Genomic DNA, 21425 nt, shown 5'->3' with positions numbered 1-21425 from the left:
ACTCAACCGACACGGTGTAGCCAGGTCACCGGCGCGCCGTCTCCCGCACGCCTGAACGGCTCCAGCGCGTCGTCCCACGCCGCGCCGAGCAGTTCGTCGACGCCGTGCGCGAAGGACTCGCCACCACGGGCTCTGACCGCGAGCGCGCGCAGCTGGTCCTCGTTCACGACTATGTCGCCATTTGCCGAGGTCCGCGCGTGCCACAGGCCCAAAACGGGCGCGAAGCAGAAGCGCTCGCCGTCCTGACCGGAGGAGGGTTCCTCGGTCACCTCGAAGCGAAGCATTGGCCACGCGCGAAGCGCAGCCACGAGTTTCGCGCCGGTACCTGCGTCACCGGTCCACGCGCATTCGGCGCGCAGCTGGCCTGGTGCCGCGGGCTGCGCTGCCCATCTGAGGTCCACTCGTTCACCGAGGGTGCCCGAGATCGCCCACTCGACGTGCGGACAGACCGCAGACGGCGACGAGTGGACGTAGACCACGCCACTGGTGCTGCCACGGGTGCTCACTGCTGACCTCCGCTACTCGACGAGGGACGTCTTCCCCTACGCCTTTGCCGAGTGAGGTGATCACCGTGAAAGCCCGTTCGCTGCATTCTGCCTTGACTTGAGCGGTGTCCGCCATAAGAACCAGCTCGATCATCACCCGACCGGGGCAGATACAGGTCTTAAGTCCCGATCTCCCCGGCCGAGTGATGCGTGATCGTGATCTACAGAGCGTTTACCGCGGCCACGACGTCGACTAGGCCCGTGCCCTTGTCGAACGACGTCGTGTACGGGCCGACCTGCTGGTAGCCCGTGCCGTACTTGTGGGCCGAGGACTTCAGCGCCCGCTCGATGTCGGCGGGGGTCGCGGAGGGCTTGGCCTGGAACAGCTGCGCGACGATGCCGGCGATCTGCGGCGCCGCCATCGACGTGCCGCTGATCGTGTTGTACGTGCCGAGGTCGAGCAGTCCTGGCCCGTTCTGCGGGGCCAGGCCGGTGGAGCAGATCGGCAGGTACAGGCGGCAGGCCGAGACGATGTTCTCGCCGGGAGCCGAGATGTCCGGCCACGTCGAGGGATCGGTCTTCAGGCCACGCGACGAGAAGTCGGACAGCGCGCCGTCACGGGTGCCGGTGCCCTGGTCGTTGTACGAGGCCGCCGAGATCACGCCGGGCGTCTGGTCCTGGCCGGGCGGGTTCGACAGGTTCGTCGTGCCGTCGCCGCCGTCGTTGCCGTTCGCCCACACGACGACGACACCCTCGGCCACGAGCCGGCGCTGCAGCTTGACCGTGACGGACTCGGGGTCGAACGCACCGCCGCCAGTCGGACCATAGGAGTTGTTGATCACCTTGATCGGCGGGCACGTCGACGCGGGCACCCCGGCACCGCACGGCGCGTTGTGGTTCTCCAGCACCCAGTTCAGGGCCGCGTCCGCACCGAGGATGAGGATTGCCGCGCCGGTCGAGATGACCACGCCCTTCGCACCCGGCGCCGAGCCGCCGACCACGGTGCCGTCGGCGAGCTGGTACGGCGTGCCGATCGCGATACCGGTGACGTGGGTGCCGTGGCCGCCCAACGACGTCGTGTCCGTGTCGATGATGTTCGGCACCGGCACGATGCAGCTGGTGTCCGTCGAGTTGTCGGCGACGCACAGGCTCTTCAGGCTGCGGACGATCTTGCCGCCCGCGAACGCCGGGTGCGTCGGGTCCACGCCGGAGTCGATCACCGCGACCGAGACGCCCGCGCCGGTCAGCCCGGACGCCTGCTGGGCCTCCCGGCTGCGCGTGGCCGCGGTGCCGGACGAGCCCAGGAACTTGGCGGCCCTGGCCACCTCGACGTTGCTGACGCCCGGCTTCGTGCGTGCGGAGGAGATCTGCGTCGTGGTGCCGCGAGCGGCGACCACGCCGATCTTGCGGAAGCTCGTGAGCTTCGTCAGACCGGCCGCCTCCACCGCGCGTTCGGCGGAGGTGAGATCAGTGCCGTGGACGTAAACCGTCGAAGTCGTCTGGGCCGCCCCGACAGGGGTAGAGGCAGCCACGAGCACTACGGCGAGCAGTGCGGCGCGTTTGAACATGGACCCTCCGTGAACATAGGCAGGCAATCCATCTAACGAGTGATCCACTTACCGGTGACGGGTGTCACGCAACGTCTCGACTGGCTGCGTTTGGCTGACCCCGGACCGCTACCGTGTCCACCCGTGCGGAAAGGTGGGGACTCGTGCGGTTGATCCGTCTGGGCGCTGAACCCTCGGCCATTGGGGCGGACGTCCGTGCCGCCCTGACGGCGATCGGCGCCGGTACCGAGGTCCTCGGCGGCGTCGCGCTGACCGGCGTCCAGCCACCCGACTGCCCGGTGCCGCTGGACGCGATCGTCGTGCTGCCCAAGGGTGTGCTGGTGATCGTCGGCGTCGACCTGCCCGACCCGGCGGTGAAGCTCGAGGCGCCGCTCGGTGGTCAGTGGAAGATCGACGGGTGGCCGCTCGTCAGCCAGGACGGCGCGGCGAACCCGGCGACCGAGGCCGTGGCGGCGGCGACCGCGGTGGCGCAACGGATCCAGGCGATGCGCGCGGAACCGTTGCCGGTGAGCACGGTCGTGGCGGTCGGCCCGTTCGTGAGCCAGGTCGTGCAGCCCACCTCGGACCTGAACCGCGGCGTGCGCGTGCTGCACCCCAAACCGTCCACTTTGCTCTCCGCGGCCCGTGAGCTCTCCACGTCGTCGGTGCTGTGCACGGCGGATCACGCGGTGAAGCTGCTCGCGATCCTGCAGACGACCGGCACGCCACCGGACGCGCGGACGTTGCTCGCCGAGGGGTTCAGCGACGCGGTCTCCCGCGATCTCGCGGCCGCGAACACGATGCTGATCCCCAAGGTCCACGCCCCGATCCCGATGTCGCGCAAACGCTTGCCCCAGAAACTGGTGTACCTGGGCCTGGGCGGGCTGGTCGCACTCGTGCTGCTCGTGTGGCTGCTGGTGGCGTTGCCCGGCGACGACAAGCCGGCGGACGCGACTCCCACGCCGTCCGCACCGCCGCCGACGACGGTGGTCGTGGACGGCACGACGTTCGTGCCCAAGGACACCAGGAAGGACAAGGACTGCCAGGCGCAGGCGTTCGGTGACGCGAAGGCGTGGCTCATCGCGAACGAGTGCGCTGAGCTGCAGCGCGCCACCTACGAGACGACCGTGCAGGGCAAGCAGGCCACGGTGCTGGTGGCGGACCTCGACCTGCTGGACGCGCCGAGCGCGACCGCGTTCCACAAGGTCGTCACCGCGCCCGGTTCGGGCGGCGTGCACGGACTCGACGGAAAGCCGGTGGAGAACGCGACGTTCTCGGCCGGGCTCAAGGGCACGCACGTGCAGCTGACGTTCGTGGTGTGGTCCGGCGGCGCGGGTGACCAGGCGCTGGATCCGATCGCCAAGCAGGCGTTGCGGTTGCCCACCGCCCGGTAGAGGGTGGGGGCGTGATCGGAAAACTTCGTTCTGTCGTGCTCGACTGCCCGAACCCCGCCGAACTTGCGTCCTTCTACGAGGAGTTGCTCGGCGCCGAACGGCTCGCCGGTGGTGACGAGACCTGGGAGGTGATCGTCGCGGACGGTCAGCGCGTGGCGTTCCAGCGTTCCTCCGACTACCAGCCGCCGACGTTCCCGGATCCGCACGCTTCCCAGCAGGTCCACTTCGACGTGCTGGTCGACGACATCGAGGAGGCCGAACCGCGCGTGCTGGAGCTCGGCGCGCGGTTGGTGCAGAAGGACACCGACGGCGACTTCCGCGTCTACGCGGACCCCGTCGGGCATCCCTTCTGCCTCGTGTGGCTTTCTTGATCGAGGCCTAGTGTTGCGGGCATGGACTTCGACGTCATCGTCATCGGTGGTGGGCCCGTAGGTGAGAACGTGGCGTGGCGGACGGCCGCGGGAGGCCTGTCCACCGCCATGATCGAGAGGGAGCTGGTCGGCGGCGAGTGCTCGTACTGGGCGTGCATGCCGTCGAAGGCGTTGCTGCGGCCCGGTCACGCGCTCGCGGCCGCCCGGCGCGTGCAGGGTGTGCACGCGGGATCGCTGGACGCCGCGGAAGTGCTCGCGCGCCGGACCGGCTTCACGTCCAACTGGGACGACTCCGGCCAGGTCAAGTGGGCCGAGTCGGAGAACATCACGGTCATCCGCGGCGACGGCGAGGTGACCGGCGAGCGCGAGGTCACGGTCGGCGGCGAGGTGTACCGGGCGCGCCAGGCCGTCGTCGTGGCCACCGGCAGCGTGCCGAAGATGCCGCCGCTGGAAGGCATCGCCGACACTCCAGTGTGGACGTCGCGGGATGCCACGTCAGCGCGTTCGGTGCCTGATTCGCTGGTGGTGCTGGGTGGTGGCGTGGTCGGCGTCGAGATGGCGCAGGCGTGGGCGCGGCTCGGGTCGAAGGTGACGCTGGTGGTGTCCGGCGACCGGCCGTTGCCGCGGCTGGAGGAGTTCGTCGGGCCGCTCGTCGTCGAGGGCCTGCGGGAGGACGGCGTCGAGGTGCTGCTGAACGCCCGTGCGTCGGCGATCGCGCCGGGTGCGCTGACGTTGCAGGACGGCAGGGTCGTGAAGGGCTCGGAGATCCTCGTGGCGACCGGGCGGGTGCCGGCGACCAAGGACGGCAAGCCGCTGACCATCGACGACTCCGGTCTGGTGTCCGATGTGGACGGACGCTGGCTGTACGCGTGCGGCGACGTCACCGGGCGTGCGTTGCTGACGCACCAGGGCAAGTACCAGGCACGGGCGGTCGGCACGGCGATCCTGGAGCGGTCGCGCGGGTTCGAGCCTCAACCGCTGTCGGCGGGACAGGCGTGGGCGGACCACGTGGCGGTGCCGCAGGTCGTGTTCACCGACCCGGAGGTGGCGTTCGTCGGGCACACCGCCGAGGAGGCGCGCTCTCAAGGGCGCGAGGTCAAGGTGGTCGACCTCGACATCGCGGTGGCCGGTTCGTCGCTGCACGCCGACGGGTACAAGGGCAAGACGCGGATGGTCGTGGACGAGCGCACGCGGACGCTGGTCGGCGTCACGTTCGTCGGCCAGGACGTCGCCGAGCTGCTGCACTCGGCCACCATCGCGATCGTCGGGGAAGTCACCGTGGACCGGCTGTGGCACGCGGTGCCCTCGTACCCGACGATCAGCGAGGCGTGGCTACGGCTGCTGGAGGCTTACGGCCTCTGACGCCGGTGGTTCCAGAACTGCTCCGAGCATGCCGGTGAGCAGCTCGTTCGCCGTGCCGACCACGTACGCGCGGTCGTCCTCGTCGACGCGTTCGGCGAGCTTGAACAGCGCGTCCGCGGTCTGCACGGCGATCCGGAAGGTGAGCATCACCGGGGCGTCGCCGTGCGCGCCGAACCGGTTGACGAACATCTCCGCCAGCCGTTCGGCCATGAGCTCGTACTGGTCGACGCTGGAGTCGAGCCGGTGGCTGTCCAGCATGTCGCTGAACCGCACCCGGCCGAAGCCGGGCAGCTCCGTCAGCATCCGCATGTAGACGCTGACGATCTGCGTCATGGCCTCGCGCCACGTGTCCGCGATGAGGTCCGCGGCGAACAGCTCCTCGACCTCGCGGAGATAGGTCTCCATCCCGCGAAGTGCCAGAGCGTGGACAACAGATCGTTTGTCCGGGAAGTACTGATAGAAGGAACCAATGGGCACACCGGCCACATCGACGATGCGCGCCGTGGTGATGTCGTCGTAGTCGTATTCGTTCAGCAGGCTCGCACAAGCGTCCAGGATCGCGGAGACAGTAGCCGCGCCACGCTGTTGCACCGGCTGTCGACGCATCACCCTGGCTAACCTGCCTTTGGCCGGGTCTTCATGCACGCGAACATCTTTATCCATACGACCCGGTAAGCCCAAGCACAGGTTCCTGACAGGTTTCAGCCGGGATCTCCACGTCGTTTGCGATGAACTACCCAACCGAAGTCCACAAGACAGACAACGGCGAGTAGTAAAAGCACGATCCCGAGCGGGACGAGGTCAGCTCGCAGTGCCAGCCACCCGGCGACCGAGTTGAAGACCAGGCCAAACCCGGCGAGCCACAACCGCAGCGTCAGAGCACTGCGCGGGGGTGCCGGGGGTGGCAGGTAGTCGCTCACGTCACCCGGTTTCCCTCAGCAGGGGCGTCTCAACCCGGCGCAGAGGCCTCGGAGGTTTCGTCACATAGGGCCTAACGAGACGCGTCAGGGCCAGACCAGGAGCGATGAGGGGGACCACGGCGGTCAGCACGGCGGCTGTGATGCCTGCTCGCATCACGTCCTTGGGCATGACGGCGATCTTGTCGACGACGAACGCGCGGCGCCCGCTCAGTGACACGACCGCGAGGATGACCAAGAACACGACCATGCTGAGCATCGCGCGCTGGACCGCGTGTTCGTATCCGGCTGCTTCTCCCGCGACCAGCACCGCGAACCAGCCGGCGAGTGCGGGCAGCTGCCCCTGCTCGGTGGTCGCGGCCCAGCTCAGGCCGCCGAGGGTGGCGAGCCAGGCGAGGACGCTCGCACGTTCCTGCGCCCAGACGGATGCCGCGTCGAGGGGAATACCGGTCCAGGCGAGTACGCCGAGCGGGGTGAGGGGTGTGTCGGCGAGCTGGCCGAGCACCCACGCGAGCGTCCACGCGGACACGAGCACCGCGAGGACGAGTTGCCACCCCGGCCGGCGCACCACGCAGCGGGCGAGCCGGACGATCTCCGCACGCGTCATACCCCCACCATGCCGTTCCCAGGTGGTTTGCGGAGAAACGTCACCCCAACGCTCACCCTCCTGGACCCCCTGCAGGCGGGTTGATCACGCAGCGCAATCCACGATCGGGGGACAGATCTTTTCTATGCTGAGGTACATGAGCATTGATCAGCTTCTGCGTCTGCCCAGCTACCTGATGCTCCAGCTGGTCAGGGAAGCCCGCCGGCTGGCGCGCGGCGACCTGCGCCCGCCGCACGTGACGGTGCTGGCGTTCCTGGCCGAACAGGAGGCAGTGGCGCAGAAGCGGATCAGCGACGGCGTGCGGATGGACCCGAGCGACCTGGTGTCGGTGCTCGATGATCTTGAATCGCGCGGGTTCGCCCAGCGCAAGCGGGATGAGCGGGACAGGCGGCGGTTCACCGTGTCCATCACCGACGTGGGCAGACGGGCCTTGCACTCACGCCTGGAGGTCGCTCGCGCACACGAGGAGGAGCTGCTGGCGCCGTTGACGTCGCAGGAGAGGGTTGAACTCACCACACTGCTGCGGAAGGCGTACCTGCATCACGCTGATTTGCGTGTAGATTAGTCAGTCTGCGCTCGCGCGAAACGGGGTGCGAGCAGGGAGATGCGAAGCGGGATAAAACCCGACGCCGCATGATAACGAGAAATGAGGCAAGTTGTCAAGCCCCTCCGATGACCTCCGGCTCGCCGAAATGGAGCCGGAGCAGGAATACGTGGCCATGTTGTACGGCCGGCTCGACGACCTCCGCGAACAGACGTCGAAACGACTCGCACAATCGTTGCGACAAACTGGCGGCACGCACCAGATGCGGTCAGAGCGCGACACCTCGGTCGCGATGTACACAGATCAATTGGCTCAGTACAGCGCTGTGGAGAACGGGCTCGCCTTCGGCAGGCTCGATTTCCACAACGAAGACCGCTTCTACATCGGCCGAATCGGTCTGTTCGACGAGGACAAGGAATACGAGCCGCTGCTGATGGACTGGCGCGCGCCCGCCGCCAGGCCGTTCTACCTCGCGACCGCCGCCTCGCCCGACGGCGTGCGGCGACGCCGGCACCTGCGCACCCGCTCGCGCAAGGTCATCGGCCTCGACGACGAGGTGCTCGACATCAACTCGGCCGACGTGTCCCGCAGCGAGTCGCTGACCGGTGAGGCGACACTGCTCGCCGCGCTGAACGAGTCCCGCACCGGCCAGATGAGCGACATCGTCGCGACGATCCAGGCCGAGCAGGACCTCATCATCCGCTCCGAGCTGAACGGCGTCGTCGTCGTACAGGGCGGTCCCGGCACCGGCAAGACCGCCGTGGCCCTGCACCGCGCCGCATACCTGCTGTATACACACCGTCGACAGCTGGCAAAACGCGGCGTTCTCGTGGTCGGCCCGAACACCACCTTCCTGCGATACATCAGTCAGGTCCTGCCGTCACTGGGTGAGACCGGCGTGCTGCTGTCGACTGTCGGCGAGCTGTATCCCGGCCTGACCGCGACCGGCCGCGAGTCGGCCGAGGCGGCGGCGGTGAAGGGCCGCATCCAGATGGCCGACGTGATCTCCGCGGCCGTGCGCGACCGCCAGGAGGCCCCGGCGTTCGTCGAGATCCGCTTCGACAACGACACGCTGCGCCTTGACCGCCGCGCGATCGCCGAGGCCCGCGGCCGAGCCCGCCGGACCCGTCGTGCGCACAACGAGGCCCGCCGCACGTTCGCCCGCGAGATCATCTCGACGCTGGCGGGCATGGTGGCCGGCCGGCTGGGCGGGCATCTGCTCGACAAGGCGGACATGGACGACATCCGCCGCGAGCTCCGCGAGTCCGAGGAGGTCCAGGCCGCCATCTCGTCGCTGTGGCCGGTCCTCACCCCGTTCTCGCTGCTCTCCGAGCTCTACGCGAACCCGAAGCGCCGCAACCGCGCCATGTCCAAGTTCACCCGCGAGGAACGCGACCTGCTGCAGCGTTCCACCGACGACTGGACCCCGGCCGACGTCCCGCTGCTGGACGAAGCGGCGGAGTTGCTGGGCGAGGACGACTCCGAGGCCAAGGCGCGCGCCGAACGCCAGCGCCGCCAGGCCATCGAGTACGCCCAGGGCGTCCTCGACATCCTCGACCTGGAAGACGACGCCGACCCGGACATCCTGATGGCCACGGACCTGATGGACGCCTACCGCCTGGCCGAACGCCACGGCGTCGACCGCTACGAGACCGCGGCGGAACGCGCCGCCGCCGACCGCACCTGGACCTTCGGCCACATCATCGTGGACGAGGCCCAGGAACTCTCGGCCATGGCCTGGCGCACCCTGATGCGCCGGTGTCCTTCGAAATCCATGACAGTCGTGGGCGACATCGCGCAGACCGGCGACATCGGCGGTGCCACCTCGTGGGACACCGTCCTGTCCCCGTACGTGCAAAACCGCTGGCGCCTGACGGAACTCTCGGTCAACTACCGCACCCCGGCCGAGATCATGGAGGTGGCCGCGGACGTCCTCGCCTCCGTCGACTCGTCCTTGGTGCCACCGACGTCCGTGCGCGAAACCGGTGTGCCGCCTTGGGTCTCCTCCGTTCCCTCGCTGGTCTCGGAGCTCCCGTCGCTGATCTCCAACGAGGTCACCGCTGTCGGCGACGGCAAGGTGGCAGTGATCGTGCCCGCCGCGCTGCTCCCGTCGGTGGGCTCGGCGATCGTCGCCGGTGTGCCGGGCTCGTCGATGGGCAACGACCTCGAGGAAGCCCAGGTCGTCGTGCTCGGCGTGACCGACGCGAAGGGCCTTGAGTTCGACTCCGTGGTCGTGGTCGATCCGGTTGGAATCCTCGAGGAATCCCCGCGCGGCGCCTCGGACCTGTACGTGGCGCTGACCCGTGCGACGCAACGGCTCGGCGTCGTGCACACCGGCACGCTGCCGGACATGTTGTCCCGCTTGAAGAACTGACGGCGGCTCCGTCCTCCTCCGCGAAACGAACCCGGCCCGCGTGACGACAGGCCTGGTGACGCGGAGGAGGACGCTTGCCCAGCATCGATCGAGTGTCGCAGTTCCGCCGGTGTCCCAACTGTGCCTGTCGGCTTCGCCTGCCTTACCTTGAAACCGTGGCGAACCGGTTGGACCTCTGAACGATCAGGGGCTCAACGTCCTCGAACAGGAGCTTTTTGTTGGAGCGCATCGAGCCCGCAGTCGCGCGCGTGGTCATCGAAGTGAGCGACCGGCTTTCCGCGCAGCTGATCAGCAGGCCGAGTCTCCGGCAGGCGTCCGCCATGAGGGCGGACACCGAAGAGCTGCTCACATGCCTGAGCCCCGAGGACGTGGAAGCGCTCGCCGGCTACCTCGACTCTCCCGACTTCGCCGCGGTGGTCACACAAAAGCGCATCGACGACGAGCTGGCAGAACCCGCGCGGGAGCAGTTGTACCAGGGCCTCCGACTTGCCGGGATCTCGGACGAGCAGCTGGAGCGAACCACCAAGGTCCTGTACGGCGTGATGGTCGCGGCCTGCGAGGAAGCCGCGACGCGGTTCGAACTGGCCAGCACGAAGATCGACAAGAAGGATCTGTCCGCCGCGGCCGCGAGCAACAGCGACGTGCTCAAGCGCCTCAAATCCCTCGCCCGCATCCAGACGTTCGCGGCGCGCATGCGGAGCCAGGTCGCCGCACAGCACGACAAGATCAGGTTGCCGCACATCGGCAGCAGCCGTGCCGTTCCGTACGAGCAGCTCTACGTAGAACCCGCTCTGGTCTCGTCGGCCGACCTGAGGATCGGCGCGCCGGGCGAACGCGTCCTGGTACTCGGCGATCCCGGCGCCGGCAAGTCGACCCTCGCCGAGAAGTTCGCGCACGACATCGCCGTCGGCGAGTCGGGACAAGTGCCGTTCCTCCTGGTGTTGCGGGAGTTCACCGCCGCGCTCGACGAAGGCGGCCGCGATCTCCTGCAGTACCTGGAGAGACGGTGCCAGGACCCCTACAACCTCAAGCCACCGCGAGACGGCGTCGAGTACCTGCTGCGCACCGGACGTGCGGTTGTCATTCTGGACGGGCTCGACGAGCTCGTGCAGACCGAACTGCGCCGGCGAGTCGTGTCGCTGGTGGAGGGCTTCGCCCACCTGTACCCACTGGTGCCGATCCTGGTCACCGCGCGGAAGATTGGTTACGAGGACGCACCGCTGAGCACCAGCTTGTTCGTGCGGAGCCATATCGCGGAGTTCGGCCTGAAGCAGATTTCCCGCTACGTGACGCGGTGGTTCGAGCTGGACGAGGCCACCTCGCCCGCCCAGCGCAAACGGCTGGCGCAGTCCTTCATGGAGGACAGCCAACGGATTCCCGAGATTCGCAGCAACCCGTTGCTGCTGACGTTGTTGTGCGCGATGTACTCCAGCGACCGGTACCTGCCGCGCAACCTCGCCCAGGTCTACGAACGATGTGCGCTGATGCTGTTCGACCAGTGGGACGCACGCCGCGGAATCGAGCTGCCGCTCAAGTTCAGCGGACGGCTCCGTGGCGCCGTGCAACACCTCGCGTGGAGGATGTTCAACGCGGCAGAGTCCGGCAAGGCCCAGCCGCGCACCAGGATCGTCAACGCCCTCACCGAATATCTGCAGCCCAAGCTCGACGATCACGACGAGTCGGTGCAGACCGCTGAGGAGTTCCTGGCGTTCTGCACCGGCCGCGCGTGGATCATGACGGACGTCGGCGCGACCGAGAGCGAACCGCTGTTCGGCTTCACCCACCGGACTTTCCTGGAGTTCTTCGCCGCGGAGTACCTCGTGCGCACGCATCGCACGGCCGCCGAGCTGTGGGCAGTCCTGCAGCCGACCATCAACCAGTGGGACGTCGTAGCTCAGATCGTCCTCCAGCTCTACGAACGCAACACCGAGGGTGGATTCGACGAGCTGCTGCTGGAGGCGCTGAAGAGCGAGGAACTAGGCTTCGCCTCACGCGCACTGCACCACGTGCTGCCCAGTGCCAGCACGGTTCGCTCGATCACCGCCGCCGCGGTAGACAGGTCTGTGGCTCTCGGGATCGATGCACGGCTTGACCGGAACATCCACCTGACCGAAATAGACCAGATCCTGGTGAACTGCCTCGACCACTCCTCACCGGCGAACCTGCCGTCCGTCGAGAAGGGCATGTCCGACCGGATCGGTGAGCTGATCGAGCTGGGGAACGTCGACGCGGTACTGCTCGTTGACTGCATCGCGGACGTCGGCGCCGAGAACTCCGAGCCGCGGCGGCGGATTCAGCGGAACCTGTTCGACCGGCACCACGCACGACTGGCCGAACTGCGCAAAGCTGTCCCCTGGGGTGGCGGGCTGGCTCTCCATTCGCCGGAGATCCTGCCCGAGGTCATCCGCGAGTGCGGTGTGAAGGCGCTGTACCAGGAATGCGTGTTCCACGACTCGCGACGTCCCAGCGCGGCCGAGACGCTGTTCAGCACGACCGAGCAGCCGTTCATCGCCATTCCGGTGGCTGACGCCATCGCAATCGCGATGACCGCGGAACCGACACCTTGGGTCGATTTCCCGATGGTCGCCCATGTGTCGTGGCGACAGGAGGACGTCGCGGGCAATGACAGCCTGCGGATGTTGCTGGCACTGCCCTTGCTGGAGTTCATCTTCTCGGTCGGCGACATGCCGGAGTCGTGGCCGGACCGCGACAACGTGCCCGAGGTGGTCCAGGCGTTCCTGGATCGCTGCAAGCGCGGTGAGATCAGGGTGGCAGGGCCAGCCCAACGGCCGCCGCGCTGACGCCGAGGGCGACGCTGACGAGAACGTTGAGCAGCGCCGGGCGGTACTTCCCGGCCTCCAGCAGCTTCACCGTCTCGTAGCTGAACGTCGAGTACGTCGTGAGCCCGCCGCAGAACCCCGTCCCCAGCAACGGCATCCAGTCCGTGCCAACGACAAGCCCGATCAGGAAGCACCCCACGACGTTCACCGTCAAGGTGCCCCAAGGAAAGTCGGACTCGTGCTTCGACTGCACGAACCGGTCGAGCAGATACCGGGCAGGCGCGCCCAGAGCAGCACCGAGAAACACCACCAGGGCTGTCATCGCGTCACCCGCAGCCCGAGAAACGCTGCCAGCACAGCACAAACCGGCGTCACCAGCAGCGCCCACGACCACGACAGCGCGTACGACGAGAAGGTCGTGAACCCTCCCATCAACCCCACTCCGAAGAAGGCGCGCACCAATGGCTTGGGCACCAACCCCATCAGCACGCCGATGAGGAACGACCCCAGCACGTTGATGACGAACAGCCCGAGAGCGCCCGGTATCGCCGACGACAGCCCGTAGCGCGCAACGCCTCCGAGCCCGCCGCCCAGCGACACCAAAGCCAGGAACGGCCAGTGGAGTTCGGTGCGTTGGGCCGGGACGTGCAGATCGACGTCGGGGTCGACCGGCTCAGCTTGGTTCGGCAAGGTGCTCCACCAGGTGGTCGAGGGCCTTCAGGGCGCGCACGACGTCGTCGCGCTCGGAGGCCTCCAGTTTGCCCAGCGCGGCACCGATTCTCTTCTCGTGCTCGCGCTGCCAGACGAGCAGCTGTTCGTGTCCACGTGGTGAGACGGATAGCCGTGCTACCCGCCTGTCCTTGGGGTCTCCGCCGCGCACGACGAGGCCTGAGTCGATCAGCTGGGACACCAGGCCGGAAACGGTGTTGGGGGCCAGGCGAAGGGCCGAGGCAAGATCGCCGACCTTCATCGGCGGGCGTTCCGCGAGCGTCTGCAGCAGCTCTACCTGCGCCATCGGCAGGGATTCCCAGGGCCAGTCCGCCCGGATGCTCGTCCGCAGCGCCCGGCGCAGGCGAGTGACGACGTCGGTGAGCGTGCGGGCTTCGTCTGACATGCAGAAATACTACTGAACACGCGACAATAGCTCTGGGTCAGATATAATCTGGGTACGATGAACTGGTTCGTCACGGAGTCACCCAGACCGGCGTGGATCGTCCGCCGGTCGTATGCGCCGTGGCTGGTCATCGCGACGGTCTGCTTCGGGGCGTTCATGGGGCAGTTGGACGCCTCGATCGTCACGCTCGCGTTCCCCGCGATGAGCGACCACTTCCGCGCGGATCCCGAGTGGATCTCGCTCAGCTACCTGATCACGCTCGTGGCGCTGCTCGTCCCAATGGGCAGGATCGCGGACCGGCTCGGGCGCAAGATCGTCTACATCTACGGCTTCGCGGTGTTCACAGGCGCGTCCATCGCGTGTGTGTACGCGCCGAGCTTTGACGCGCTCATCGCCGCCCGCGTCGCGCAGGCGGTGGGGGCGGCGATGTTGCAGGCCAACAGCGTCGCGCTGGTCACCACCGCGGTCGCGCCAGAGCAACGACGCAAGGCGCTCGGCATTCAGGCCGCCGCACAGGCGACGGGGCTCGCCGCCGGGCCGTTGCTCGGCGGGTACTTGACCGAGCACTACAGCTGGCAGGCCGTGTTCTCGATCAACGTCCCCATCGGGATGACGGCCATGATCGCCGGCCACTACCTGCTCCCCCGCACGAAGACCAAGCCGGAGAAGGCGAAGCCGAACTGGCAGGTGCTGCCGGGACTGACAGGCGTGCTGCTCACGTACGCCGCGTTGTTCGCGCCGATGACGTTGCTGCCGTTCACCATGAAACAACCGTTGGCACATATAGGTCTCACGACCGCTGCCCTGCCCCTGGGGTTCGCCATCGCGGCGACGACACTCCACAGACCGGGCATCAAGACGGGCGCGCTGATCACGGCGACAGCGCTGATCATGCCTGTGTCGCAAGTACTTCAGCTGGCGATCGCCGGCATCGGGCTCGGAATCATCGCTCCTGCCTGCACGAAACGGGTCATGAGCGCGTTGCCGGAGGCGTCGGCGGGAGTCGGGAGCGGGCTGGTCAACGTCGCGCGAGGACTCGGGACGGCGCTGGGAGTCGCGGCCGCCACCGCGCTGATTCACACTTTCCAGTGACAGCAGCGGGATGCGATAGGCCAAAAGGGCTCCACCCCTGCCGCACGCGTGTGGCGTCTCAGTAGCCTGGGCGCATGTCTGAACGGATGAGCTGGGTTCCGGAAGGTGTCGACACGGGGAAGCCGAGCGCGGCTCGTCTCTACGACTACCTGCTCGGCGGCGGGCACAACTTCGCCGCGGACCGGATGCTGGCCGAGAAGTTCCTGCAGGCGCAGCCGAACGCGCGCACGATCGCGCGGCTGAACAGGGCGTTCCTGCGCCGGGCCGTGCTGTTCATGATGGACAACGGGATTCGCCAGTTCCTCGACCTCGGCAGCGGCATCCCGACCGTCGGCAACGTGCACGAGATCGCCCAGAAGGCCGACCCGGAGGCCCACGTCGTGTACGTGGACTTCGAGGAGGTCGCGGTCGCGCACAGCGAGCTCATCCTGGAGCAGGACCCGCGCGCGACGATCATCCAGGAGGACATGACCAAGCCTGACGCCGTGTTGAAGGCCGCGGGTGAGAGCGGTCTCCTCGACTTCACGCAGCCCGTCGGCCTGCTGACCGTGGGCGTCTTCCACTTCGTGCCGCCGCAGGCCGATCCGCAGTCGATCGTGGCCGCGTACCGCGATGCCGTCCCAGCGGGCAGCTACCTCGCCTTCTCGCAGTTCACCCAGGACCTGCAGCCCGAGGAGATGGCCGGCGTCGTCGAGGTCATGAAGAAGAGCCAGAACCCGATGTTCCCGCGCACGAAAACCGAGATCGAGGGCCTCTTCCACGGGTTCGAGCTCGTCGAGCCGGGCATCGTGCCGTCGCCGTTGTGGCACCCGGAGGGGACGAACACCGACGATCCGGACAAGGCAGGCATTTACGCTGCTGTAGGCCGTAAGGCTTAGCGCGCTTGTCGATATTGGCCCACGGGCGGTGAGACCGTACGCTCTGTACACAGAATGGAACTTCCGGAGCTCGCCGCCCGCTGGATGAACGCGTTGACCGCGACCGCGTACATCCCGCTGTCCCACGCCGAAATCGAGCAGGTTCTGCTCGATTCGCTGGTGGAGCTGCCGGAGTCACCTGAATCGGTAGCAAATCGATTGGTGTCACTCCACGCAACCGGGCCTGACTCGTTGCGTGCCACGATCGAAGTGCTCTCCCCCACCTTCGAGCTACCTCTGCTCGCCAGGTTGAGCTCCGCGTACGCGCAGGCCATGCGGATGGACGCGTTCGACCAGCAGGAGCAGATCAAGGTCGCGATCGTGCGGGCCAAACAGCGGGTCGAACGCACGCTGAAGGTCAGCCAGGCGCGGTTCCGGGAGGTCTTCGAGTCCGCCGCTTTGGGCATCGTGATCACCGACCTCGGCGGCAGGTGCGTCGAGGCGAACGACACGCTCGCCGAGATCGTCGGGCTGGAGTCGGGTGCGGACCTGAACGACCGCGACCTGACGGACTTCTACCACCCGGACGACCTGGCCGCCCTGGGCGCCCAGTACCGGAAGGTGCGGGAAGGCCACCTCCCCAGGTTCCGCGACCAGCGCAAGCTGATCCGCGCGGACGGCGAGCCGGTGTGGGTGTACCTCGCGGTGTCGCTGCTGCGCGACGCGGACGGCGAGCCCACGCACCACGTCACGATGGTCGAGGACATCAGCGAGCTGCACCTGTTGCAGCGCAGCCTGGACCACCAGCTGCTGCACGACTCGCTCACCGGCCTGTCGAATCGCCAGCACTTCGTCACGCAGGTCGAGAGGCGCGCCGCGAACGACCCGATCACGTTGTACCACTTGGGTCTGGACGCGTTCTCGGTCGTCAACAACGGCCTCGGTCACGAGACCGGCGACAAGCTGCTCAAGATCGTCGCGGCCCGGCTCGGCAAGCTGGCCGGCGAGAAGAAGGCCGTGCTGGCGCGGATCGGCGGCGACGAGTTCGCGATGATGACGGTCTCCGACAACGTCACCACGACCATCGAGGAGATTCAGGAAGTCCTCGGCGAACCGACCTTTGTGGACGATCACGGCATCGCGCTGTCGGCCAGCATCGGTGTGGTGGACCGGCCTCCGGTGTTCGCGACCACGGCCGAACTCATGCGGTGTGCCAATGCCGCGCTGCGCCAGGCGAAAGCGCGCGGGAAGCGGCAGTGGGCGTTGCACGACCCGCACGACGACGCCCGCCGCCGCGGCAGGTACGCGCTGGCCGCGTCGATGCCGGGTGCGTGGGAGCACGGCGAGCTCGAGATCGTCTACGCGCCGGTGCACGACCTGGAGACGCGCGAGGTGCTCGGCGCCGTGGCCCGCCTGCACTGGGACGACCTGAGCCACAACGACACCATGGCGCTGGCGGACTCGACGGGTCTGTCGCTGCCGATCGGCAGGTGGCTGTTGCGCGAGGCGTGTGCGCAGGCCGCCAGATGGGTGCAGGAGTTCGGTGACCGGGCGCCCACGCTGCACATCGCGTTGGGCGCCTTGCAGTCGCGCGACGAGGACCTGGTCGCGGACGTGAAGCGGGCGCTCGACGAAACCGGCCTGCCACCCGAACGGCTGCGGATCTCGCTCGACATCTCCTCGGTGCTGGCCGGCGACGACAACGCGGTGGTGCTGCACGACAGCGGCATCGTGACGGCGCTGGACGGGTTCCACGGCGGGCACGACGAACTGGCCGTGCTGACCGAGGTGCAGGTCCGCTCGGTGATCACCCGCGCACCCGCTCCGAGCCCGGATTCGCCGCTCTACCAGGCGATGCGCGACCTCATCGCGACGGTGCACAGCTTCGGCGTGCGGTTCGGCGTCGACGAGGTGCACACCCTCGAGGACGCCGAGTACTGGCGTTCGGCAGGCGCGGACGCCGTGATCGGTCTGCTGCCCGCGCTCTCCGCCGACGAGGTGACCGAACTGCTCACAGCTGCTTCACAGCCGCCAGAAGCTTCGTGAGCGAGTCCTTGGCGTCACCGAACAGCAGCGTCGTCTTGGGGTTGTAGAGCAGCTCGTTGTCCACGCCCGCGAAGCCAGGCCGCATCGACCGCTTCATGAACACCACGGACTTCGCGCGGTCGACGTCGAAGATCGGCATGCCGTAGATCGGGCTGGACGGCTCGTCGCGCGCGCCCGGATTCACCACGTCGTTCGCGCCGACGACCACCGCGACGTCCACCGACGTGATGCCGGGGTTGACGTCGTCGAGTTCCTTGAGCTGCTCGTACGGCACGTCGGCCTCCGCCAGCAGCACGTTCATGTGCCCCGGCATCCGGCCCGCGACGGGGTGAATCCCGTACGAGACGGTTACTCCCCGGCGTTCGAGCTGCGCCACGAGCTCGCGCACGGCGTGCTGCGCCTGCGCGACGGCCAGCCCGTATCCGGGCACGACGACGACGTTGTTCGCGTACCCCAACAGGATCGCGACGTCCTCGACCGTGCCGGACTTGACCGTCCGCTGCTCCTCCCCGTGCGCCACCACGGTCGTGGCCTTGAACGCGCCGAACAGGATGTTCGCCAGCGAGCGTCCCATCGCCTGCGCCATCAACCGGGTCAGGATGGTGCCGGACGCGCCGACGAGCGTGCCCGCGACGATCAGCAGCGTGTTCGCCAGCACGTAACCGGAAGCCGCCACCGCGAGGCCGGTGAACGCGTTCAGCAACGAGATCGCGATCGGCACGTCCGCACCGCCGACGGGCAGCACGAACAGCACACCGAGCGCGAGCCCGACCGCGGCCAGCAGCCACAGCAGGAAGCCGTTCGGCGTCGCGATCGTCAAGGCGCACAAGGCGACCGACGACACACCGGCCGCGATCGCGAGCTGCTGCCCAGCCGGCAGCAGCACCGGCCGCGTCGTCATCAGCTCCTGCAGCTTCAGGAACGTGACCACCGAACCGGAGAAGCTGACCGAGCCGATCAGCACCGTGAGCACGGTCGCGAGCAGGTACAGGAATCCCGGGTCCCGCACCGCGAAGAACTCGGCGAGGGCCACGAGTGCCGCGGCGGCGCCACCGACTCCGTTGAACAGGGCCACCATCTGCGGGATGGCGGTCATCTTCACCGACCGCGCGGCCGGGATGCCCACCACCACACCGAGAGCGACCGCGACCAGGATCCACAGTCCGTTGTGGACGGCGCCGTGCAGGTACGCGGTGACGACGGCGACGAGCATGCCGAACGCGCCGATGAAGTTGCCGTAGCGCGCGTATTTGGGCGAGCTCAGGCCTTTCAGCGCCAGGATGAAGCACAGCGCCGCGACGAGGTACATCAGCTGGACCGTCATTTCCTGAACATCTCCAGCATCCGGTCCGTCACCACGAAGCCGCCGACCACGTTGACGGTGGCCAGGAAGACCGCGAGCAGCCCGAGAACCAGCTCCAGGGTGCTCTCGGCGGACCCCGTGATCAGGATCGCGCCGACGAGGATGACGCCGTGGATGGCGTTCGCGCCGGACATCAGCGGCGTGTGCAGGATCGTGGACACCTTCGAGACCACCTCGAAGCCCACGAACACGGCCAGCACGAAGATCGTCAGCAGATCGATCACGGCAACTCCTTGCGGATCTGACCGTCGTGGGTGAGGCAGCAGCCGTCGAGCACCTCGTCGTCGAGGTTCGGCCGCACTTCGCCGTCCGCGATCATCAGCTTGAGCAGGTTCAGGACGTTGCGCGAGTAGAGGCGGCTCGCGTGCACCGGCATCGACGACGGCAGGTTGAGCGCGCCGTGCACGAGCACCTCGCCGACCCACGTCTCCTGCCCCGCAACGGATCCCGCGTAGTTGCCGCCGGACTCCGCGGCCAGGTCGACCAGGACCGATCCCGGTGCCATGGCCTTGAGCATGTCGGTCGTGACGAGCACAGGGGCCTTGCGACCAGGGATCGCGGCCGTGGTGATCACGACGTCGGACTGCGCGACGTGCTCGCCGATGAGTTCTCGTTGGCGCTCCAGGAACTCCTCGGACTGCACCGACGCGTAGACGCCGGACTGCGTCTCCAGGTCGAGCTCCAGGAACTTCGCCCCGAGGCTGCGGACCTCCTCGCCCGCGGCCTTGCGGACGTCGTAGGCCTCGACGACCGCGCCCAGCCTGCGCGCGGTCGCAATCGCTTGCAGTCCGGCGACCCCCGCGCCCAGCACCAGCACCTTGGCCGGCGGCACGGTGCCCGCGGCCGTGGTGAACATGGGCAGGAAGCGGGGTAGTCGTTCGGCGGCGACCAGGACAGCCCGGTAGCCGGCGACGAGTGCCTGCGAGGACAGGGCATCGGCGCTCTGGGCACGCGTCACCCGTGGCAGCAGGTCGAAGCTGAACGACGTGACGCGGCGGTCCTTGTAGACGTCGAGCAGCTCGCGTTCGTTCGCGGGCTGCAGGAAACTGATGGTGACGGCGCCGGGTTTGAGCAACCTGGCCTGGTCGATGGTCAGCGGCTGCACGGACACGACGACATCGGACTCGGCCGTCGGATCCTCGGCCGTCACGGTCGCCCCGGCCGCGCGGTACGCGGCGTCGAGGGCGTGGGCGTGACGGCCTGCGCCTTCCTGTACGTGCACGGTCAATCCGGCGTCGACCATCGGCGACACCGTTTCCGGTACGCAGGCGACACGGCGCTCGGCGGGCCGCGACTCTGCGGGTGTTCCCACTCTCACCGTACGCACGTTACGCGATCAAAGGTGACCTGGGCCACATCACCTTTTGACCGAAGGATGTCCTGGTCTTCAGGCCAGGGACGAATTCGGGCTTGGGCAGGTGCGATCCGGCGGGCCGGGGGTCCGGGCCCGCAGCACGCTGGCCACCATCTTGGCTAATGGCCCGATGTCGACGACTACCGGAATGAGCCGAACACTTGTTCGGTAGGGTCGCCTGCGTGGCGGATTCGATGGACGTGGCCAGGTATACCTACCGGCTGCGTTTGTCGTCGTCGGCCCACCGTGTGCTGCTGGCGGAGTGGGATCGGTGCCGGTGGGTGTGGAATCAGTGCGTCGCGCAGTCGCGTGAGACGCATCGGCACAACCGCGAGAATCCTGGCGATCCGCGAACGTGCGGCCCGGCGCAGTTGGACAAACTCCTGACGGGCTGGCGTGCCGAGCAGGTGTGGTTGCGGGCTGGGTCGTCGGTTGCGCAGCAGCAGGTCATCCGGGATTTCGGCTCGTCACGTGCCAAGGCGCTCAAGGATGTGCGGGAGCAGGTGCCGCAATGGCGGCGTGCCGGGATGCCGCGGTTCAAGAAGCGGTCGCTGGCCGAGCCGACACTCAACTACACGCAGCGCGGGTTCCGGTTGCGTGACGGCCTGCTGCGCCTGGCAGGCGGAATCGTGGTGCGGCCGGTGTGGTCGCGGGAGTTGCCTGCCGTGCCGTCGTCGGTTCGCGTGTACCGCGACAGCCTCGGCCACTGGTACTGCTCCTTCGTCGTCCGCACGCACGTCCAGGTCCTGCCCTCGACCGGCCGGGTGATCGGTGTCGACTGGGGTGTAAGGGAACTGGCCACCACCACCAGCGACGCGCATGACTTGCCGCACCCTGAGCACGGCAGGAACGCCGCGAAGTGCCTGGCGCGGTATCAGCGGATGATGGCCCGTCGCCGCCCAGCCAAGGGCCGGCCCGGTTCGAAGGGCTACCGGAAAGCAAAGCGGCAGGCGGCGAAGATCCAGAAGAAGATCACCCGGCAGCGGCAGGACACCGGCCGCAAGTGGGCCAAGCGGGTTGTTCGCGACCATGACGTGCTCGCCGTGGAGGACTTCCGGCCGAAGTTCCTGGCGAAGTCCACGATGGCCCGCAAAGCGGCGGACGCCGCGATCGGCACCACCAAGCGCGAGCTGATCGCGATGGCCCGCAAACACGGCCGCGACCTGCGGCTCGTCGACCCGAAACACACCACTGTGGACTGCGCGGTATGCGGTGCGA

21 protein-coding genes are annotated in these 21425 nt (G+C 67.9%); 10 read left to right on the top strand and 11 right to left on the bottom strand.

Features of this window, described 5'->3' with window-relative positions:
- Positions 1 to 2 precede the first annotated feature (2 nt).
- Entirely contained in the window at positions 3 to 506 is a 504-nt protein-coding gene (locus tag UK23_RS00100) for a DUF3145 domain-containing protein (protein ID WP_156212598.1), read from the bottom strand.
- Between the two features lie 200 nt (positions 507 to 706).
- Positions 707 to 2053 carry a S8 family serine peptidase gene (locus UK23_RS00095; RefSeq protein ID WP_082114300.1) on the bottom strand — a complete coding sequence of 449 codons (1347 nt, stop codon included), beginning with the start codon at positions 2051 to 2053 and terminating at the stop codon, positions 707 to 709.
- A gap of 143 nt (positions 2054 to 2196) precedes the next feature.
- On the opposite strand from UK23_RS00095, the gene UK23_RS00090 reads away from it, so the two are divergent.
- Genes UK23_RS00090 through UK23_RS00080 form a run of 3 tightly spaced genes read left to right on the top strand, consistent with a single transcriptional unit; the run spans position 2197 to position 5159 of the window.
- The gene (locus tag UK23_RS00090; protein ID WP_045309232.1) at positions 2197 to 3426 is read left to right on the top strand and encodes a hypothetical protein; all 1230 of its coding nucleotides are present in this window, start codon (positions 2197 to 2199) and stop codon (positions 3424 to 3426) included.
- Between the two features lie 11 nt (positions 3427 to 3437).
- A complete protein-coding gene (locus tag UK23_RS00085; protein ID WP_045309231.1) occupies positions 3438 to 3797 on the top strand; it encodes a VOC family protein in 360 nt (119 codons plus the stop codon).
- A 21-nt stretch (positions 3798 to 3818) separates the two neighbouring features.
- Positions 3819 to 5159, top strand: coding sequence for a dihydrolipoyl dehydrogenase family protein (locus UK23_RS00080; protein WP_045309230.1), 1341 nt, complete (start codon positions 3819 to 3821; stop codon positions 5157 to 5159).
- On the opposite strand, the gene UK23_RS00075 is transcribed toward UK23_RS00080, so the two are convergent.
- From UK23_RS00075 to UK23_RS52435, 3 genes are all read right to left on the bottom strand, one after another.
- Entirely contained in the window at positions 5130 to 5765 is a 636-nt protein-coding gene (locus UK23_RS00075) for a TetR/AcrR family transcriptional regulator (RefSeq protein WP_045309229.1), read from the bottom strand. The two genes, UK23_RS00080 and UK23_RS00075, sit on opposite strands and share 30 nt — an antisense overlap.
- Positions 5766 to 5860: 95 nt before the next feature.
- The gene (locus UK23_RS53530; RefSeq protein WP_082114299.1) at positions 5861 to 6079 is read right to left on the bottom strand and encodes a DUF6343 family protein; all 219 of its coding nucleotides are present in this window, start codon (positions 6077 to 6079) and stop codon (positions 5861 to 5863) included.
- 1 nt (position 6080) lies between these two features.
- On the bottom strand, positions 6081 to 6683 hold the full coding sequence (locus UK23_RS52435; RefSeq protein ID WP_045309228.1) for a hypothetical protein: 603 nt from the start codon (positions 6681 to 6683) through the stop codon (positions 6081 to 6083).
- A 136-nt stretch (positions 6684 to 6819) separates the two neighbouring features.
- On the opposite strand from UK23_RS52435, the gene UK23_RS52430 reads away from it, so the two are divergent.
- From UK23_RS52430 to UK23_RS00055, 3 genes are all read left to right on the top strand, one after another.
- Positions 6820 to 7248 (top strand): MarR family winged helix-turn-helix transcriptional regulator, encoded by a 429-nt coding sequence (locus UK23_RS52430; protein ID WP_045309277.1) that lies wholly within the window; start codon positions 6820 to 6822, stop codon positions 7246 to 7248.
- Between the two features lie 91 nt (positions 7249 to 7339).
- Entirely contained in the window at positions 7340 to 9601 is a 2262-nt protein-coding gene (locus UK23_RS00060; RefSeq protein ID WP_045309227.1) for a HelD family protein, read from the top strand.
- 218 nt (positions 9602 to 9819) lie between these two features.
- Positions 9820 to 12402 carry an NACHT domain-containing protein gene (locus UK23_RS00055; protein ID WP_045309226.1) on the top strand — a complete coding sequence of 861 codons (2583 nt, stop codon included), beginning with the start codon at positions 9820 to 9822 and terminating at the stop codon, positions 12400 to 12402.
- Here UK23_RS00055 and crcB read toward each other — a convergent pair.
- Genes crcB through UK23_RS00040 form a run of 3 tightly spaced genes read right to left on the bottom strand, consistent with a single transcriptional unit; the run spans position 12365 to position 13495 of the window.
- Complete coding sequence (gene crcB / locus UK23_RS00050) at positions 12365 to 12703, bottom strand: fluoride efflux transporter CrcB (RefSeq protein WP_045309225.1); 339 nt, start codon at positions 12701 to 12703, stop codon at positions 12365 to 12367. The genes UK23_RS00055 and crcB overlap by 38 nt on opposite strands.
- Entirely contained in the window at positions 12700 to 13071 is a 372-nt protein-coding gene (locus UK23_RS00045) for a fluoride efflux transporter FluC (RefSeq protein ID WP_052684243.1), read from the bottom strand. Before UK23_RS00045 ends, crcB begins: the two co-directional genes overlap by 4 nt.
- Positions 13055 to 13495: a MarR family winged helix-turn-helix transcriptional regulator gene (locus tag UK23_RS00040; RefSeq protein ID WP_045309224.1), complete on the bottom strand. Its 441-nt coding sequence runs from the start codon at positions 13493 to 13495 to the stop codon at positions 13055 to 13057. The genes UK23_RS00045 and UK23_RS00040 overlap by 17 nt, the downstream gene beginning before the upstream one ends.
- 57 nt (positions 13496 to 13552) lie before the next feature.
- Here UK23_RS00040 and UK23_RS48120 point away from each other — a divergent pair, with 57 nt between their 5' ends.
- The 3 genes from UK23_RS48120 to UK23_RS00025 all read left to right on the top strand — a co-directional run bounded on the left by UK23_RS48120 (position 13553) and on the right by UK23_RS00025 (position 17490).
- Positions 13553 to 14587, top strand: coding sequence for an MFS transporter (locus UK23_RS48120; RefSeq protein WP_052684242.1), 1035 nt, complete (start codon positions 13553 to 13555; stop codon positions 14585 to 14587).
- A 74-nt stretch (positions 14588 to 14661) separates the two neighbouring features.
- The gene (locus UK23_RS00030; protein ID WP_045309223.1) at positions 14662 to 15465 is read left to right on the top strand and encodes an SAM-dependent methyltransferase; all 804 of its coding nucleotides are present in this window, start codon (positions 14662 to 14664) and stop codon (positions 15463 to 15465) included.
- Positions 15466 to 15519: 54 nt separating this feature from the next.
- On the top strand, positions 15520 to 17490 hold the full coding sequence (locus UK23_RS00025; RefSeq protein ID WP_052684241.1) for a putative bifunctional diguanylate cyclase/phosphodiesterase: 1971 nt from the start codon (positions 15520 to 15522) through the stop codon (positions 17488 to 17490).
- On the opposite strand, the gene UK23_RS00020 is transcribed toward UK23_RS00025, so the two are convergent.
- From UK23_RS00020 to UK23_RS00010, 3 genes are read right to left on the bottom strand one after another with little or no spacing between them, the layout of a single operon-like run.
- Positions 17456 to 18814: an NAD(P)(+) transhydrogenase (Re/Si-specific) subunit beta gene (locus tag UK23_RS00020; RefSeq protein WP_045309222.1), complete on the bottom strand. Its 1359-nt coding sequence runs from the start codon at positions 18812 to 18814 to the stop codon at positions 17456 to 17458. The genes UK23_RS00025 and UK23_RS00020 overlap by 35 nt on opposite strands.
- Entirely contained in the window at positions 18811 to 19077 is a 267-nt protein-coding gene (locus UK23_RS00015; RefSeq protein ID WP_045309221.1) for an NAD(P) transhydrogenase subunit alpha, read from the bottom strand. The genes UK23_RS00020 and UK23_RS00015 overlap by 4 nt, the downstream gene beginning before the upstream one ends.
- Entirely contained in the window at positions 19074 to 20171 is a 1098-nt protein-coding gene (locus UK23_RS00010) for an NAD(P) transhydrogenase subunit alpha (RefSeq protein WP_045309220.1), read from the bottom strand. The genes UK23_RS00015 and UK23_RS00010 overlap by 4 nt, the downstream gene beginning before the upstream one ends.
- Positions 20172 to 20389: 218 nt before the next feature.
- Here UK23_RS00010 and UK23_RS00005 point away from each other — a divergent pair.
- The coding region (locus tag UK23_RS00005; RefSeq protein ID WP_196777547.1) for an RNA-guided endonuclease InsQ/TnpB family protein at positions 20390 to 21425 on the top strand (1036 nt) is incomplete at its 3' end.

It is taken from the genome of Lentzea aerocolonigenes (assembly GCF_000955955.1).
GTDB classification, from domain to species: domain Bacteria; phylum Actinomycetota; class Actinomycetes; order Mycobacteriales; family Pseudonocardiaceae; genus Lentzea; species Lentzea aerocolonigenes_A.
The sequence above is the reverse complement of the archived record's forward strand: the minus strand, read 5'-3'. Positions and strand labels throughout refer to the sequence as shown.